15 protein-coding genes and 1 pseudogene are annotated in these 13,568 nt (G+C 65.2%); 10 read left to right on the top strand and 6 right to left on the bottom strand.

Annotated elements, in window-relative coordinates; genetic code table 11:
* Positions 1 to 73 precede the first annotated feature (73 nt).
* From ACOYW5_RS18325 to ACOYW5_RS18285, 9 genes are all read left to right on the top strand, one after another.
* Positions 74 to 373, top strand: a complete 300-nt coding sequence (locus tag ACOYW5_RS18325) for an antibiotic biosynthesis monooxygenase family protein (RefSeq protein ID WP_423066327.1) — start codon at positions 74 to 76, stop codon at positions 371 to 373.
* The gene (locus ACOYW5_RS18320) at positions 345 to 722 is read left to right on the top strand and encodes a DUF1801 domain-containing protein (protein WP_423066326.1); all 378 of its coding nucleotides are present in this window, start codon (positions 345 to 347) and stop codon (positions 720 to 722) included. The genes ACOYW5_RS18325 and ACOYW5_RS18320 overlap by 29 nt, the downstream gene beginning before the upstream one ends.
* Positions 723 to 761: 39 nt before the next feature.
* Complete coding sequence (locus tag ACOYW5_RS18315) at positions 762 to 1,124, top strand: methylglyoxal synthase (protein ID WP_423066325.1); 363 nt, start codon at positions 762 to 764, stop codon at positions 1,122 to 1,124.
* Between the two features lie 149 nt (positions 1,125 to 1,273).
* The gene (locus ACOYW5_RS18310; protein ID WP_423066324.1) at positions 1,274 to 2,056 is read left to right on the top strand and encodes an ABC transporter ATP-binding protein; all 783 of its coding nucleotides are present in this window, start codon (positions 1,274 to 1,276) and stop codon (positions 2,054 to 2,056) included.
* Positions 2,056 to 2,760 (top strand): ABC transporter ATP-binding protein, encoded by a 705-nt coding sequence (locus ACOYW5_RS18305; protein WP_423066323.1) that lies wholly within the window; start codon positions 2,056 to 2,058, stop codon positions 2,758 to 2,760. Before ACOYW5_RS18310 ends, ACOYW5_RS18305 begins: the two co-directional genes overlap by 1 nt.
* A 5-nt stretch (positions 2,761 to 2,765) precedes the next feature.
* Positions 2,766 to 3,767 (top strand): branched-chain amino acid ABC transporter permease, encoded by a 1,002-nt coding sequence (locus ACOYW5_RS18300; RefSeq protein WP_423066322.1) that lies wholly within the window; start codon positions 2,766 to 2,768, stop codon positions 3,765 to 3,767.
* Positions 3,764 to 5,053 (top strand): branched-chain amino acid ABC transporter permease, encoded by a 1,290-nt coding sequence (locus ACOYW5_RS18295; protein ID WP_423066321.1) that lies wholly within the window; start codon positions 3,764 to 3,766, stop codon positions 5,051 to 5,053. The genes ACOYW5_RS18300 and ACOYW5_RS18295 overlap by 4 nt, the downstream gene beginning before the upstream one ends.
* A gap of 83 nt (positions 5,054 to 5,136) precedes the next feature.
* Positions 5,137 to 5,676, top strand: a complete 540-nt coding sequence (locus ACOYW5_RS18290) for an MbcA/ParS/Xre antitoxin family protein (RefSeq protein WP_423066320.1) — start codon at positions 5,137 to 5,139, stop codon at positions 5,674 to 5,676.
* Positions 5,673 to 6,329 carry an RES family NAD+ phosphorylase gene (locus tag ACOYW5_RS18285; RefSeq protein ID WP_423069497.1) on the top strand — a complete coding sequence of 219 codons (657 nt, stop codon included), beginning with the start codon at positions 5,673 to 5,675 and terminating at the stop codon, positions 6,327 to 6,329. The genes ACOYW5_RS18290 and ACOYW5_RS18285 overlap by 4 nt, the downstream gene beginning before the upstream one ends.
* Here ACOYW5_RS18285 and ACOYW5_RS18280 read toward each other — a convergent pair.
* The gene (locus ACOYW5_RS18280) at positions 6,326 to 6,847 is read right to left on the bottom strand and encodes a hypothetical protein (RefSeq protein WP_423066319.1); all 522 of its coding nucleotides are present in this window, start codon (positions 6,845 to 6,847) and stop codon (positions 6,326 to 6,328) included. The genes ACOYW5_RS18285 and ACOYW5_RS18280 overlap by 4 nt on opposite strands.
* Positions 6,848 to 7,088: 241 nt before the next feature.
* Between ACOYW5_RS18280 and ACOYW5_RS18275 the strand changes: the two genes are divergently transcribed.
* A complete protein-coding gene (locus ACOYW5_RS18275) occupies positions 7,089 to 7,442 on the top strand; it encodes a hypothetical protein (protein WP_423066318.1) in 354 nt (117 codons plus the stop codon).
* Here the strand turns inward: ACOYW5_RS18275 and kynU are convergent.
* From kynU to ACOYW5_RS18250, 5 genes and pseudogenes are all read right to left on the bottom strand, one after another.
* Positions 7,439 to 8,656 (bottom strand): annotated as a pseudogene (kynU, locus tag ACOYW5_RS18270) (kynureninase). The gene ACOYW5_RS18275 and the pseudogene kynU sit on opposite strands and share 4 nt — an antisense overlap.
* 70 nt (positions 8,657 to 8,726) lie before the next feature.
* Entirely contained in the window at positions 8,727 to 10,247 is a 1,521-nt protein-coding gene (locus tag ACOYW5_RS18265; RefSeq protein WP_423066317.1) for a sugar ABC transporter ATP-binding protein, read from the bottom strand.
* Positions 10,247 to 11,191 (bottom strand): ABC transporter permease, encoded by a 945-nt coding sequence (locus ACOYW5_RS18260; protein WP_423066316.1) that lies wholly within the window; start codon positions 11,189 to 11,191, stop codon positions 10,247 to 10,249. Before ACOYW5_RS18260 ends, ACOYW5_RS18265 begins: the two co-directional genes overlap by 1 nt.
* Positions 11,191 to 12,183, bottom strand: a complete 993-nt coding sequence (locus ACOYW5_RS18255) for an ABC transporter permease (protein WP_423066315.1) — start codon at positions 12,181 to 12,183, stop codon at positions 11,191 to 11,193. Before ACOYW5_RS18255 ends, ACOYW5_RS18260 begins: the two co-directional genes overlap by 1 nt.
* A gap of 210 nt (positions 12,184 to 12,393) precedes the next feature.
* A complete protein-coding gene (locus ACOYW5_RS18250) occupies positions 12,394 to 13,428 on the bottom strand; it encodes a sugar ABC transporter substrate-binding protein (protein ID WP_423066314.1) in 1,035 nt (344 codons plus the stop codon).
* Positions 13,429 to 13,568: the final 140 nt, after the last annotated feature.

Below are 13,568 nucleotides of genomic sequence, written 5' to 3'. Positions count from 1 at the left end.
CCCTGACAGCCACTGTCAGGGGGACTGTGCGAAACCCTCTCTTCTGCGTCCACAGGAGAGGGTTTCGTTCTTTATGCAGCAGGCACTTGAACTTGTGACCTTCCGGTTGGTCCGCGGGGCCGGGCAACAGTTCGTCGACGCCAATGTGGCCATCAATGGCTGGCTGAAGCGCCAGCCCGGCTTCGTGTCGCGGCACCTCGCCGAGCGGGACGACGGCAGCTTCCTCGACATCGTCTTCTGGCAGAGCCATGAGGCGGCTCTGGCGGCAAGCGGCAAAATGATGGAAGAGATGGCCCAGGACGAGGCCATGACCATGATCGATCCCATGGGCCTCGAGATGAACCATGCAACCATCCGACTCTCGGTCGACTGAGTTGGTCGCCGACCTGCTCCAGATCGTCCGGCCCTTCCCCGAGCCCATCGGCAAGCTGGCCAGCACGCTGGCACTGACCTTGCTCCACCTTCGCCCCGACCTCGAAGCCAAGGCGCGGCTCGGCTGGGGCTCGGTCAACTACCGCCACCCCGACGCCGGCTTCGTCTGCGCCATCTTCCCGATGGAAGATCACGTCTCGCTCGTCTTCGAGCACGGCCGGCAGCTGAGCTCGCCTCTGCTCGAGGGTGACGGCAAGCAGGTGCGCTTCATCCGCTTTGCGCCCGATGCCGCCATTCCCGAGGACGACCTCGCCATCCTCCTCGCCGAGGCCATTGCGCTCCGGGCCTGACTTGGGCAGAACCGATCCATCCCGAATGGAGGTTACCCCATGGCGCGCATCGGCCTCGTGGCGCACGACGACAAGAAGGACGAGCTGGTCGCCTGGTCGCTGAAGAACCGCGACAAGCTCTCCTTGCACGAGTTGTGGGGCACCGGCACCACCGGTGGCCGCATCAACGACGGCACCGGACTTAACGTCACCCGCCTGCTCTCGGGACCGCTCGGCGGCGACGCGCAGCTCGGTGCGATGATCGCCGAGGGCCGGCTCGACGCCCTGATTTTCTTCCAGGATCCGTTGACCGCCATGCCGCACGACGTCGACATCAAGTCGCTGACGCGCCTCGCAACGCTCTACAACATTCTGTTCGCGCCCAATCACAAGACGGCCGACGCGGTACTCGCCGTGCTTTGACCGTCTGGTCAAACGCTCCACAACCCTTTATGAGCCGCCCCCAATCGTAACGCGGTGCTTGGTTGACCGGCATTTGTGCATATGCGCAGATGCCCTGAACCGGGCTTCAAGTCCCGCGGCATAAGAACATTCATCAGGACGGGGGCGGGGTGTCCTTCGACGCAGTCATCGACGTTCAGAACGTCAGTAAGCGCTTTGGCGGTTTGCGCGCAGTCAACGACTGCTCGCTGCGGGTCGAGCGCGGCTCGATCACCGGATTGATCGGGCCGAACGGCGCGGGCAAGTCCACGCTGTTCAACCTCGTCGCCGGCAATATCGTGCCCGACAGCGGCAAGATCATCTTCGACGGCCAGGACGTGACCGGGCTTAAACCGCACCAGCTGTTCCATCGCGGCATGCTGCGCACCTTCCAGATCGCGCACGAATTCTCCAACATGACGGCGCTCGAGAACCTGATGATGGTGCCCTCGGGCCAGCCGGGCGAGAGCCTAATCCGAACCTGGATCATGCCCGGCACGGTCAGGGATGCCGACCGGCACGTTCGCCAGAAGGCGCTCGACGTCATCGACTTCCTGAAGCTCGGACACGTGAAGTACGAGCTCGCCGGCAATCTGTCCGGCGGCCAGAAGAAGCTGCTCGAACTCGGCCGCACCATGATGGTCGACGCCAAGGTCGTGCTGCTCGACGAGGTCGCGGCCGGCGTCAATCGTACCCTGCTGCAGGACCTTGCGGCCAATATCGAACGGATGAACCGGGAACTGGGCTACACCTTCTTCGTCATCGAACACGACATGGATCTCATCGGGCGCCTCTGCGACCCGGTCATCGTCATGGCTCAGGGCGAGAAGATCGCCGAAGGGCCGATGAGCGAGATCCGCGCCAATCCCGAGATCATCGAAGCCTATTTCGGCTCGCCGGTGGAGGCCGTTTGATGCCTCTACTGGAGATCAAGGATGTAGTCGGCGGCTATGGCGGCGCGCCGATCCTCAACGGGGTCAATATCGCCATCGAGCAATCCGATATCGGCGTCATCGTCGGGCCGAATGGCGCCGGCAAGTCGACGACGCTCAAGGCGATCTTCGGCCTGCTCCGCGTCACCGATGGCTCGATCACGTTCCACGGCGAGGAAATCCAGAACTCCCTGCCCGACCGGCTCGTCCCCAAGGGCCTGAGTTTCGTGCCGCAGGAAAAGAACGTCTTCGTCTCGATGAGCGTCGAAGAGAACCTCGAGATGGGCGCCTTCACCCGCACCGACGATTTCAAGCCGACCATGGAATGGGTCTACGGCATGTTTCCGGTGCTGAAAGAGAAGCGCCGCCAGCCGGCGGGTGAGCTATCGGGCGGCCAGCGCCAGATGGTCGCCATGGGCCGGGCACTGATGAGCCAGCCGAAACTCCTGCTCCTCGACGAGCCCTCGGCCGGGCTTTCGCCGCGCTACGTGCTCGAGATCTTCGAGCAGATCGTCAAGGTCAACAAGGCCGGCGTCGCCATCCTGATGGTCGAGCAGAACGCGAGGCAAGCGTTGGCTTTCGCCTCGCGCGGCTTCGTCCTCGCCACCGGCAAGAACCGCTTCACCGGCACGGGCGCCGAGCTCATCGCCGATCCCGAAGTCGCCAAGAGCTTCCTCGGAGGCTGAGGGCAATGAACGAACTCATCTTCTTTTTCAACAACGTGGTCGTGGCGGGCGTCGTGCTCGGCTCGATTTACGCCGTCGGTGCCATCGGCGTCACGCTCATCTTCGGCATCCTGCGCTTCGCGCATTTCGCCCATGGCGACATGATGACGATGGGCGGCTTCATCGCCTTCCTGCTGATGCTGGGCTTCCAGGCCATGGGCATCACGGTACCGTTCCTGCCCACCGGCTTCGTCGTGCTGCCCATTGCCATTGTGCTGACGGCAATCATCGCCCTCGGCCTAGACAAGGGCTTTTACGCCCCGCTTCGGGCGCGTGGCGCGCGGCCGGTGACCCTGCTCATCGCCTCGATCGGCGTGACGCTGATCATCCAGGGCTTGATCCGCCTGTTCTTCGGCTCGGGCACTTGGTCGTTCTTCGAGATCGAGCAGAAGTCGCTGATCCGCATTCCGGTGCCGCTCGAGGGCGTCACCCGCACCATCAACTTCACGCAGCCGCAGGTGCTGATGGTCCTCTCGACCATCGTCGCGGTGATCGCGCTGCAGCTCTTCCTCAGCCGCTCGCGCCTCGGCAAAGCCATGCGCGCCATGGCCGACAATGCCGATCTGGCGCAGGTATCGGGCATCAACACCAAGCTCGTCGTGCGGGTGACCTGGATCATCGCCGGCGGCCTCGCCGCCATGGCCGGGACCATGCTGGCGCTCGACGTGAACCTGAAGCCCGACCTCGCGTTCAACATCGTGCTGCCGATCTTCGCCGCCGCCATCGTCGGCGGCCTCGGTAAGCCCTTCGGCGCCATTGCCGGCGGCTATCTCATTGGCTTCGCCGAGACGGCGGCTATCTTCAACTGGTCGGTGCTGCTGAAGCCGATGGCCGGCGTCCTGCCCTTCGAGGTGCCGGCGACGATGGCGATCGTTCCGACCGAGTACAAGCTGACGGTGGCCTTCGTGATCCTCGTGGTGGTGCTGCTCTGGCGCCCGACCGGTATCTTCAAGGGAGCATCGACATGATCGCGCGGCGCTCCCTCCTTCTGTTCCTGGGGCTGTTCGTCCTCTTCGCAGCCATCGGCTGGGTACTGGGCGCGGCCAATATTTCGCTGCTCCTGGTGCAGAGCTTCGCCTATGCGCTGATCGCGCTCGGGCTCAACATCCAGTGGGGCTATGGCGGCCTGTTCAACTTCGGCATCATGGGCATGCTGATGCTGGGCGGCGCGGCCGTGACCTTCATCTCCTATCCGATGAACGACCAGTTCTGGGGCTCGGACGGTCCGCTGATGCTGGGCAAGGCGCTGATGGCCTTCCTCGCCGGCTTCCTCCTCGTCTGGGGCGTACGACACGCCGACCGCATCGGCATCAAGGGGCGCTGGAAGACCGCCGCGACAGTGGTCGCCTGGATCGTCGCCTACATCGTCTATCGCAGCCAGATCGATCCGGCCGCGGCCTATATCGAAAGCGCCGGCGGCGGCTGGGTCGGCGGGCTCGGCCTCCACCCTGTCCTTGGCTGGGCCTTTGGCGGTGTGCTCGCGGCCGGCGCGGCCTATGTCGTGGGCAAGATCTGCCTCGGGCTCCGCACCGACTACCTCGCCATCGCCACCATCGGCATCTCGGAAATCATCCGGGCGCTGCTCAAGAACATGGACTGGCTAACCCGCGGCACGCTCACCGTGTCGCCGATTCCATGGCCAACTCCGATCCCGCAAGACCTGCAGGCGGAGGGTGTCTCCATCGCGGATTCGTTCATCTTCGCCCGCCTCGGGTTTCTCGCGCTCGTGCTCATCACCCTCGTGGGGGCGTTCTTCCTCGTGCAGCGCGCCTATGGCGGGCCGTGGGGCCGGATGATGCGGGCCATCCGCGACAACCACATCGCCGCCGCTTCGATGGGCAAGAACGTCACCCGCCGCCAGCTCGAGATCTTCGTGCTCGGCTCGGTGCTGATGGGCATCGGCGGCGCCATGCTGGTGAGCTTTCAGCAGATCTACGATCCGGGCTCGTACCAGCCGATCAACCACACCTTCCTGATCTGGGTGATGGTGATCGTCGGCGGCGCCGGCAACAACTGGGGCGCCGTATTTGGGGCCCTGCTCATCTACATCACGTGGATGGTCTCCGACCCTGTCGCGCAGTGGCTGTTCAACGGCATTTCAAGCTGGTCCACCGACATGGGCTGGGGCGCCATTCCCGAAATCCAGTCGCGCGCCAGCCAGATGCGCGTATTCGTCCTCGGCGTGGTGATCACCATCGCGCTGCGCTACGCGCCGCGCGGCCTGATCCCCGAAGTCGTGCGGCGGGAGACCTAGCAAGCCCTCGTCCAGATTTGGACGGCAGCTCTTGTAAGTTGTCCGGATTTAGACTATGTCTTGATCCGGACAAGGAGCGAAAGATGCAGTTCGGTTTCCGTGAGCGGCCCCCGACGGCCTTCGAGCCTGCCGGCACCGGCGCTGAGATCATCGATCTCGGCCGTTTCGCGGCGCCCAACCGGCGGCGGCTGAGCGGGCCGGCGCTGCGCACTTTCCTTGCCATCGCCGATCGCTGGAACCTCACCGAGGAACAGCGCCGGCTGGTGCTCGGTTATCCGTCGCGCTCGACTTACCACAACTGGGCCAAGCTCGCCCGCGAGGGGCAGCCGTTCACGCTCGATGTCGATGCACTGCTGCGCATTTCGGCGGTGTTCGGCATCCATCAGGCGCTCGGCGTCCTGTTCGCCAATGAAGGCGACGGCGTCCGCTGGCTCAGGGGGCCGCATATGGCGCCGGTGTTTGGCGGCCAGCCGCCGCTGGCGCTCGTCACCTCGGGCACGCAGGATGGGCTGATGGCGGTACGGCGTTTCCTCGATGCGGCACGCGGCGGCCTCTACATGGCGCCCAATGCGCTCGATGCCGCCTTCACCCCCTACGAAGACAGCGACATCGTCATCCGCTGATGCGTTCTCCGGCTCCGCAGCCGAGCTATCGGCTGATCCCGTCGCGCTTCCCGCCGGTCGGGCTGTTCGACACAGTCGCCACCGCCGCCGACCTCGAGCAGGTGATGGATCTGGCAGGCTGGACCAATGACCGGCTGGTGAAGGAACGGGTCACTCGGCTGCCGCAGGCGGAGTGGGTATTCGGGCGTCCCAACGCGTCCATCGTCATGGCGGCATTCCTTCATGCCGCGCCGAGTGGCGGTCGCTTCAACGGGCCCGAGCTCGGCGCCTGGTATGCCTCAGCCGCCGTCCCCACCGCCATCGCCGAGGTCGGGCACCACCTGCGGCGCGAGGCTTTGGCGCGCGGGCTTGAAGGCACGACGCGCATCTTTCGCGCCTATGCCGCCCGGCTCGACGGCAGCTATGTCGACATCCGCGGCAGCGAGGCGGCTCTGCACGCGCCCGACGACTACGCACCGGGCCAGGCCTATGGCGAAAAGGTGCGCACCGATGGCGAGGATGGCCTCGTCTACGACAGCGTTCGCCATCGCGGCGGCATCAACGCCTGCGCCTATCGGCCGAGCAAGGTGCTCGACGTGGTGCAGGCCGACCATTTCGAGATTGCCGTGACGGTTGCCGACAGGCGCATCGAGGCGACGCGGCTGTCGAGCTAGAACAATTCGATGTCGTCGACGACCGGCTTGGCGATGATGCTGCGGCGGCTGGCGGCCACGGCCAGTTCTTCCTTGGCGATCGAAGCGTTGACCGCATTGTCGAGCCGCTTGATGAAGGCCCGGCCGGAATGCGGCTTGAACATCACCCGGCGGGCATAGGTGCCCCCGAGATCTTCCTTGACCATGTCGTAGCCTTCGGCAGCGAGGAACTCGCGCACGAAGGCGATATTCTTGAGCCCGATATCGTCGAGCGCGCCGTTGATCTTGCCGCCGCCGAACACCTTGATCTCGAGATTGGCCTTCTTGCCGGTGCCGCGGCTCAGCACCTTGTTGATCAGCTGCTCCATAGCGAATGCACCGTAGCGCGCCGAGGCCCCGTAGCGATCCTGGGCCGAGGCGGACTGCTCGGCGAGGAGGAAGTGATTCATCCCGCCGACATTGGCGACGCGGTCGCGGATGCAGGCCGAGACGCAGCTGCCAAGGACGGTGGAGTAGGTGAGATCGGTTTCATTGGACACCAGGCAATCACCCTGATGTACGGTCGTCACCACGCCGCGATCGAACTCGGGAGGCAGTGAACTCGACATGACCATAGTTGGACGTAACCCGAAATGACTAGCGTTGTCATGGTTACGGCCAATTCGTTAGGGAAGCGCTAACCAAGAACTCGGGGGGCGCCCCAACGAGCAACATGCCGCAAGGAGCAATTTAGGAATGCCGCGCTAAGGTGCAGGCGTACTGTCGGGGGTTAGGTCCTAGATGTCTCTGCAAAGGCTCGCTCGCGAGCTCGATGAAACCGCACGCCAGACCGCCGGCATGGTTGAAGGCGTAACTCAGGCCCTCGAGATCCTCGCCGACACTGCGCTCGATCCCGAGGACGCGCGCCGGCAGGCCACTCGCATGATCGTCAGCGCCCTGCAGGGCCAGGATCGCATCGAGCAGCGCTGCCAGAACATGGCGCTGGCCGTCCGCCAGTTCGCGCTGCTGCCACCGACGACACCGGACTCGGTCTATGACGAGATCTGGTCGAGCCTCGTGCTCGAGGAATTGAGCGTCCCGGCTCTCTCCGGCAGCGCCGCCCGCGGTGTGCACGGCGAAGCCGAGCTGTTCTAAACCACCTTCGCCCGCGCCTTGAACTCCGGCCGATCCCAGGCCCGCTCGCGCATTACCTCGCCCACGATGGTCGCCGCACGCTCGACATCGGCATGGCCTAGATAGAGCGGCGTCAGGCCGAAGCGCAGGATATCCGGCTCTCGGAAATCGCCGATCACGCCACGCGCAATCAGGGCCTGCATGACGGCATAGGCTTCCGGATGGCGCAGGGAAGCCTGCGTTCCGCGCTGCGCCGGATCGGTGGGTGTCAGCAGTTCGAGTTCGGGCGCGATGGACGCCAACGTGCCGGTGAAGATATCGAACAACCGGTCAGCCTTCGCCCGCAGCGCCACGAGATCGACGCCATCGAACACATCGAGCGCCGCATCGAGTGCCGCCATCGAAAGGATCGGCGGCGTGCCGACCCGCATCGCCGCGATGCCTTCGGCCGGGACATAGCTCTCGGCGAAGGTGAACGGCACCGCATGTCCGAGCCACCCGGTTAGCGGCTGCCGGAGCCCGTCGAGGTGCGGCGCGGCGTAGACGAAAGCCGGGGCACCGGGGCCACCGTTGAGATACTTGTAGCCACAGCCCACGGCGAAATCGGCATCCGCGCCGGTCAGGTCAACGGGGAAGGCGCCGGCCGAGTGGCAGAGATCCCAGATCGTCAGCGCACCGGCCGCGTGCGCGGCATGGGTCAACGCGGCCATGTCGAGCCTGGCACCGGTTCGGTAATTCGTCTCGGTGAGCATCAGTACGGCGACATCGGGACCTAGCGCAGCGACCAGTTCGTTCGCTTCGACCTCGCGCAACTCGTGCCCCTGCCCCAGCAGCTCCGCCACACCCGCCGCGATATAGGCATCGGTTGGGAAGTTGCGCTTCTCGGTGAGGATCACCTTGCGCCCAGGCCTGAGGCGCAGCGCCGTGACCAGCACCTTGAACAGATTGATCGAGGTCGAATCCGCTACCGTCACCGTTCCGGCCGGCGCACCGATCAACCTTGCGATCCGATCGCCGACCCGTCCCGGCAGGTCGATCCAGTCATGCGTGTTCCAGCTCCGGATGAGGCCCTCGCCCCATTGCGTTGCGACGACGTCGGCCATCCGGGTCTACACCGCGCTGGGCAACGCACCGAGCGAATTGCCGTCCATGTAGATAACACCCTCGGGCAGCTCGAACAGCGCACGCGTGCGAGCAAAGGGATCGGTGCGGTCGAGGATGGCGATATCGGTCATGGCGGCATCAATAGCGCTGGCTTTGTCGAGCGCAAGCCATCGGCCGAGACGCCTCAGCAGCACACCGCCCCTACTCCGCAGCCGCCACCTCGTCGCCGTGCCGGTGGATCGCCCCCATCACCTTGCGGCTCATCGTCTCGTAGTTGCGGTCGTTGGCGAAGCCGTCGACCAGCGCGAAATCGTGCATCACCAAGATCCGGTCGGCCAGCGCCACCATCTCGGGGAGCTCGGACGAGATAAGGAGGATGGCGAGCCCGTCGTCCGCCAGCTTGCCGATCAGCTCGTGAATATAGGCCTTGGTCTTGATGTCGATGCCGACCGTCGGCTCGTCGATGATCAGCAGATCCACCTCGGCGGCGAGCCACTTGGCCAGCGATACCTTCTGCTGGTTGCCGCCCGAGAGATTGCCCACCGCCTGTTCGAGGCTGGGCGTGCGGATTTCGAGCTGCCTCGCGAATGGTTCGGCTGCCTTGCGCTCGCCGGCCGCGGTCTGGAAGCCGAGCCACCCGGCCAGTCGGTCCCAGATCGTCATCGCCACATTGAAGCGGATCGGGTGCAGCAGTACCACGCCCTCGTATTTCCGGTCCTCGCTGAGATAGCCGATGCGGTGCTTTTTCAGCGCCTGCTCCACCGAGCGGATACTGGTTGGCACGCCATCCACCGCCAGCGAGCCGCCGGTCACCTTGTCCTTGCCGACCAGCGCCCTCGCCAGCTCCGTACGGCCCGCGCCGACAAGGCCATAAAGCCCGAGGATCTCCCCGCGCCGTAGCGTGAACGAGATGTCGCGATGCCCGGCGGCGGTGGCGAGGTTCTTCGCCTCGAGCTTGATCGCCCCCGTCGCCTCGCGCGGCGGTCGCACGACCGCGATCCGCTCGGCGCGCCCGATCATCGCCTCGATCAGCCGACCGCGCGTCATACCGGCCATGGGCTCGCCGACCATCGTGGTCTCGCCGTCGCGCAACACGGTGACGCGGTCCGAAAGGGTCAGCACTTCCTCGAGCTTGTGCGAGACGAAGAGGATCGCCGCACCCTGGGCCTTCAGCCGTTTGACCAGCGCGAACAGCGCCTCGGCCTCCTCGCCGGTGAGCGACGCGGTCGGCTCGTCGAGCAGCAGCACCTTGGCCTCGTGGCTGAGCGCCTTGGCGATCTCGACCATCTGCATCTGCGCGACGCTGAGGTGTCGAACCTCGGTGCGCGTATCGACGTTGAGGCCGATCATATCTAGGTATTTTTTCGCCTCGACATTGGCCCTGGCATAGTCAACCAACCCGGCGCGCCGCGGCAGGTTTTCGAGCAGGATATTCTCGGCCACCGAGAAGCGCGGGATCAGGTTGCGCTCCTGGTGCACGGCGGAAATGCCGAGCCGGATCGCATCGCGGGGCGAGTGCAGTTCGATCGGCTGCCCGTCGAGCAGCAGCCGCCCGCTGTCCGGGCGATGGACGCCGGTGATGATCTTGATGAGCGTCGATTTGCCGGCCCCGTTCTCGCCCATCAGCGCATGCACTTCGCCGGTCCGGAGTTCGAGTGCGGCGTCCTTCAGCGCCCGCACGCCAGGGAAGGATTTGCTGGCGCCTTCGACCACGAGCCCCATCAGCTCTCTCCCATCCGCACGGCGCGGTAGCGGTTGAACCACACCGCGGTGAGGATCAGCGCCCCGAGAAGGAACTGCACCCAGTAGGGGTCGACCTTGACCAATACCATGGCGTTCTGGATCAGGCCGATCAGCACCACCGCGAGCAGCGTGCCGACAATCGAGATCGCGCCACCCGCGAGGCTGGCGCCCCCGATGATCGGCGCGGCGAACGAGATCACCAGCCAGTCCGAGCCGATGCTCGGCTGGGCCGAACCGAGCTGCGCCACCGCAAGAACGCCCGCCGCTGCGGCGAGCAGGCCCGACAGGACATGCGCGGAGATGATGGCACGCGGCACCGACACCCCGCTCAGTTGAGCAGCCGGCGCGTTACCACCCACCGCCAGCATGTGCCGCCCCGGTATGGTGCGGGCAAAGAACACGGCGATCAGCACCGTGACGATCAGCGGCACGATCAGCAGCAGCGGGAAAAGCCCGATGCGGCCGGCACCGAAAGCGACGAAATCAGGCGGCAGGTTGTAGAACGGCACCGCCTTGGTGATCCCCAGGTTGATGCCGGCAAAGGCCGAGGCCGTCGCCAGCGTGACGATGAAGCCGTTGATGCCGGTGCGCACTGTGAGCCAGCCATTGACGAAGCCGGCAAGGCCACCGGCCGCAACGCCGATCAGGATGGCCGGAATGGTCGGCACCCCCAGCGCGTCCATCAGCCCGCCGGTGATCACGGCGACGAGCCCGCCCAGCGCGCCGACCGAAAGGTTCATCTGCCCGACGCCGAGCATCACCATCTGCGAATAGGCGACGAGCAGCGAGACGCAGATTGAGCGCAGCAGCACGAACAGGTTGAACTCGGTGAGAAAGGCGGGCGCCGAGAGCGCCAGCGCGATACTGCCGGCGATGATGCCGACGAGGATGCCCGACCACTGCAGGCGGAAGAAAGCGCCCATCATGCCCTCCGCGCCTGTTCGCGGGCGACATAGGCAGCCCGCCCGCGCTCGATCAGGATAGCGAGCAGCAGGAAAGCGCCGAGGAAGAGCTGCAGCCAGAAATTGCCGATCTCGAGCACGAGGAGACCCGAGCGGATGGTGGAAACCAGCAGCGCGCCGAGCATGGTGCCGATCACCGAGACGATGCCGCCCGCGAGCGCCGTACCGCCGATGACCGGAGCAAGAAAGCTCGGCAGCAGCCAGTCGTCGCCGGCGACGGCCGGCATGGCGGCGGCGAGGCGAGAGGTCAGCATCAGTGCCGCAGCGGCGGCAAGCGCGCCCGACAGCGCATGGACGAAGACGGTGGTGCGATCGACCGGGATGCCGCTCATCTCCGCGGCCCGGGCGTTGGCGCCAACGGCGAGGATCTGGCGGCCCAGCGTCGAGTGCTTGAACAGCCAGTAGAGCAGCCCGCCTATGCCGATGGCGACGAGAGCGAGGCTCGGCACGCCGAACAACGCGCTCTTGCCGAAGGCGCCGAACGCAGGCGGCAAACCGTTGAGCGGCACCGCCTTGGTGAGGATCAGCATGCCGCCTGAAAACAGCGACGCGCTGGCGAGGGTGACGACGAAGCTGTTCACCCCGGTTTTCACGATGGCGATGCCGTTCATCCAGCCGAGCAGTGCGCCCAGCAGCAGCGTGCCCACGATGGCGACCGGGATCGGCAGGCCGAGCACCTGCATCAGATAGCCCGAGAACATCACGGCGCAGACGCCGATGGCGCCGACCGCGAGGTTCATGCCGCCCGTCGCCAGCACCACCATCTGCGAGAAACCGACGACGATGTCGACGGCGACCGAACGGAACAGCGAGTTGAGATTGAATTTCGAGAGAAACCCCGGCGCGAGCGAGGAGAAGGTGATCCACAGCACGACGAGAATCAGCGCCAGCCCGATCTGGGTCGAGCCGCGCAGCAGGAACGAACTGAGCGTCAGGCGGGGAGCCTTGTCCATGCCGGATGCTGATGTTGCGCGGGGCGGAGCGTCAAGCGCGGTCATGGAGATACTCGTATTGCCGAGAGAGACGGCCCCCTCCCGGCCTCCCCCATGAAGGGGGAGGTGAAGAACAGAGCGCTTGGCACGGTCGCAACCCCAAGCACCGGCGGAGCACCTCCCCCTTCATGGGGGAGGATGGGGGGGCCGTCTGCCTCAGTAAGGCACCACTCACGGGCAGCTCAAGAACTTGTCCTTGAAGCTTGCCTGCAACTCGCCCGTCAACTTCTTCAGGTCGTCCTTGTAGCTGTCGATATTGGCCGAGCTGATCAGCAGCGTGCCGGAGTCGATGAACTTGGCCGTCTGCGGCGTGGTGATGAAGGGCGCGTCGGCTTTCACCGTGCAGCCCTCGGCCAGAAGGTCCACGGCGTAGGCGCCGATGTAGCCCTGGCCATAGGGGTTCTGCGCCATGGTGCCAGCGACAAACCCGTCCTTGATGCCATCGAGGACGATCTTGTCGTCATCGATGCCGATCAGCTTGATCTTCTTGTCGCCCAGGTTCTTGAGCGCCGTCGCCGCGACCACCGTCGAGATGTACCCGGTGGCGATCATGCCGCCGATCTGATCCTTCTGGGCGGCGAGCAGCGCGTTGATCTTCTGGTCGCCCTGCTCCTGGTTGTCGGTATCGCCCAGCGTCTGCAGCAACGTCACCGCACCATTGGTCTCGGCCACCGCCTTCTCGACCGCCTGGACGCGCAGCGTCGTGTTGGGGTCGACCAGGAGTCCCGCGAGATGCACCACTGCACCCTTGCCGCCCATGGCTTCGATCAGCGCCTTGGTGCCGAGATAAGCCGAGGCATAGACGTCGGTCGCCATGCAGAAGGCGGTGTCGGTCGGATCCTGCGCGCAGCCACCCAGCGCCACGGCAGGGATGTCGTTGGCCTTAAGTTCGGCAATGGTCGAGTTGACGCCCACTGCGTCGCCCGGGAAATAGCCGAAGCCCGCATAGCCCTGCGCTGCGAGGCTCTCGAACAGCTCGGTCTGCAACTCGAGCTTCCACTCGGCCGGCACTTTGTACTCCACCGAGGCGATGCCGAAATCCTTCTGCGCATCGGCCGCCGCCTGCTCCCACGGCGCGAAATACGGGTGCGGGCCACCCGGCACCAGCGCGATCTTGTTGTCCGAAGCAAGCGCGGCGAGCGGCGACAGGGCCACGGCCGAAGCCAAACCGACGGCGAGCATGCCGCGCATACGGGTTATCTGCATGATCTTCTCCCTCATGGTGGATGCCCCGATCCTCCTCGGGCAGCATGCACTCTGGCGCAAGCGGTAACACCTAATGCATATCGCATGCAATATTCTTTTGTAGCAAAAACGCGTGCGGCCTCACTGTCGAAGGACGATGC

The sequence above is a fragment of the Devosia sp. CN2-171 genome (genome assembly GCF_049354815.1).
In the GTDB taxonomy this organism is placed as follows: Bacteria; Pseudomonadota; Alphaproteobacteria; order Rhizobiales; family Devosiaceae; genus Devosia_A.
The sequence above is the reverse complement of the archived record's forward strand: the minus strand, read 5'-3'. Positions and strand labels throughout refer to the sequence as shown.

Bases quoted from the DNA above. Each gene is read 5' to 3' on its own strand.
- ACOYW5_RS18325 (WP_423066327.1), top strand. From the start codon at position 74: ATGCAGCAGGCACTTGAACTTGTGACCTTCCGGTTGGTCCGCGGGGCC.
- ACOYW5_RS18320 (WP_423066326.1), top strand. From the start codon at position 345: ATGCAACCATCCGACTCTCGGTCGACTGAGTTGGTCGCCGACCTGCTC.
- ACOYW5_RS18315 (WP_423066325.1), top strand. From the start codon at position 762: ATGGCGCGCATCGGCCTCGTGGCGCACGACGACAAGAAGGACGAGCTG.
- ACOYW5_RS18305 (WP_423066323.1), top strand. From the start codon at position 2,056: ATGCCTCTACTGGAGATCAAGGATGTAGTCGGCGGCTATGGCGGCGCG.
- ACOYW5_RS18300 (WP_423066322.1), top strand. From the start codon at position 2,766: ATGAACGAACTCATCTTCTTTTTCAACAACGTGGTCGTGGCGGGCGTC.
- ACOYW5_RS18295 (WP_423066321.1), top strand. From the start codon at position 3,764: ATGATCGCGCGGCGCTCCCTCCTTCTGTTCCTGGGGCTGTTCGTCCTC.
- ACOYW5_RS18290 (WP_423066320.1), top strand. From the start codon at position 5,137: ATGCAGTTCGGTTTCCGTGAGCGGCCCCCGACGGCCTTCGAGCCTGCC.
- ACOYW5_RS18275 (WP_423066318.1), top strand. From the start codon at position 7,089: ATGTCTCTGCAAAGGCTCGCTCGCGAGCTCGATGAAACCGCACGCCAG.
- ACOYW5_RS18265 (WP_423066317.1), bottom strand. From the start codon at position 10,247: ATGGGGCTCGTGGTCGAAGGCGCCAGCAAATCCTTCCCTGGCGTGCGG.
- ACOYW5_RS18260 (WP_423066316.1), bottom strand. From the start codon at position 11,191: ATGGGCGCTTTCTTCCGCCTGCAGTGGTCGGGCATCCTCGTCGGCATC.
- ACOYW5_RS18255 (WP_423066315.1), bottom strand. From the start codon at position 12,183: ATGGACAAGGCTCCCCGCCTGACGCTCAGTTCGTTCCTGCTGCGCGGC.
- ACOYW5_RS18250 (WP_423066314.1), bottom strand. From the start codon at position 13,428: ATGCAGATAACCCGTATGCGCGGCATGCTCGCCGTCGGTTTGGCTTCG.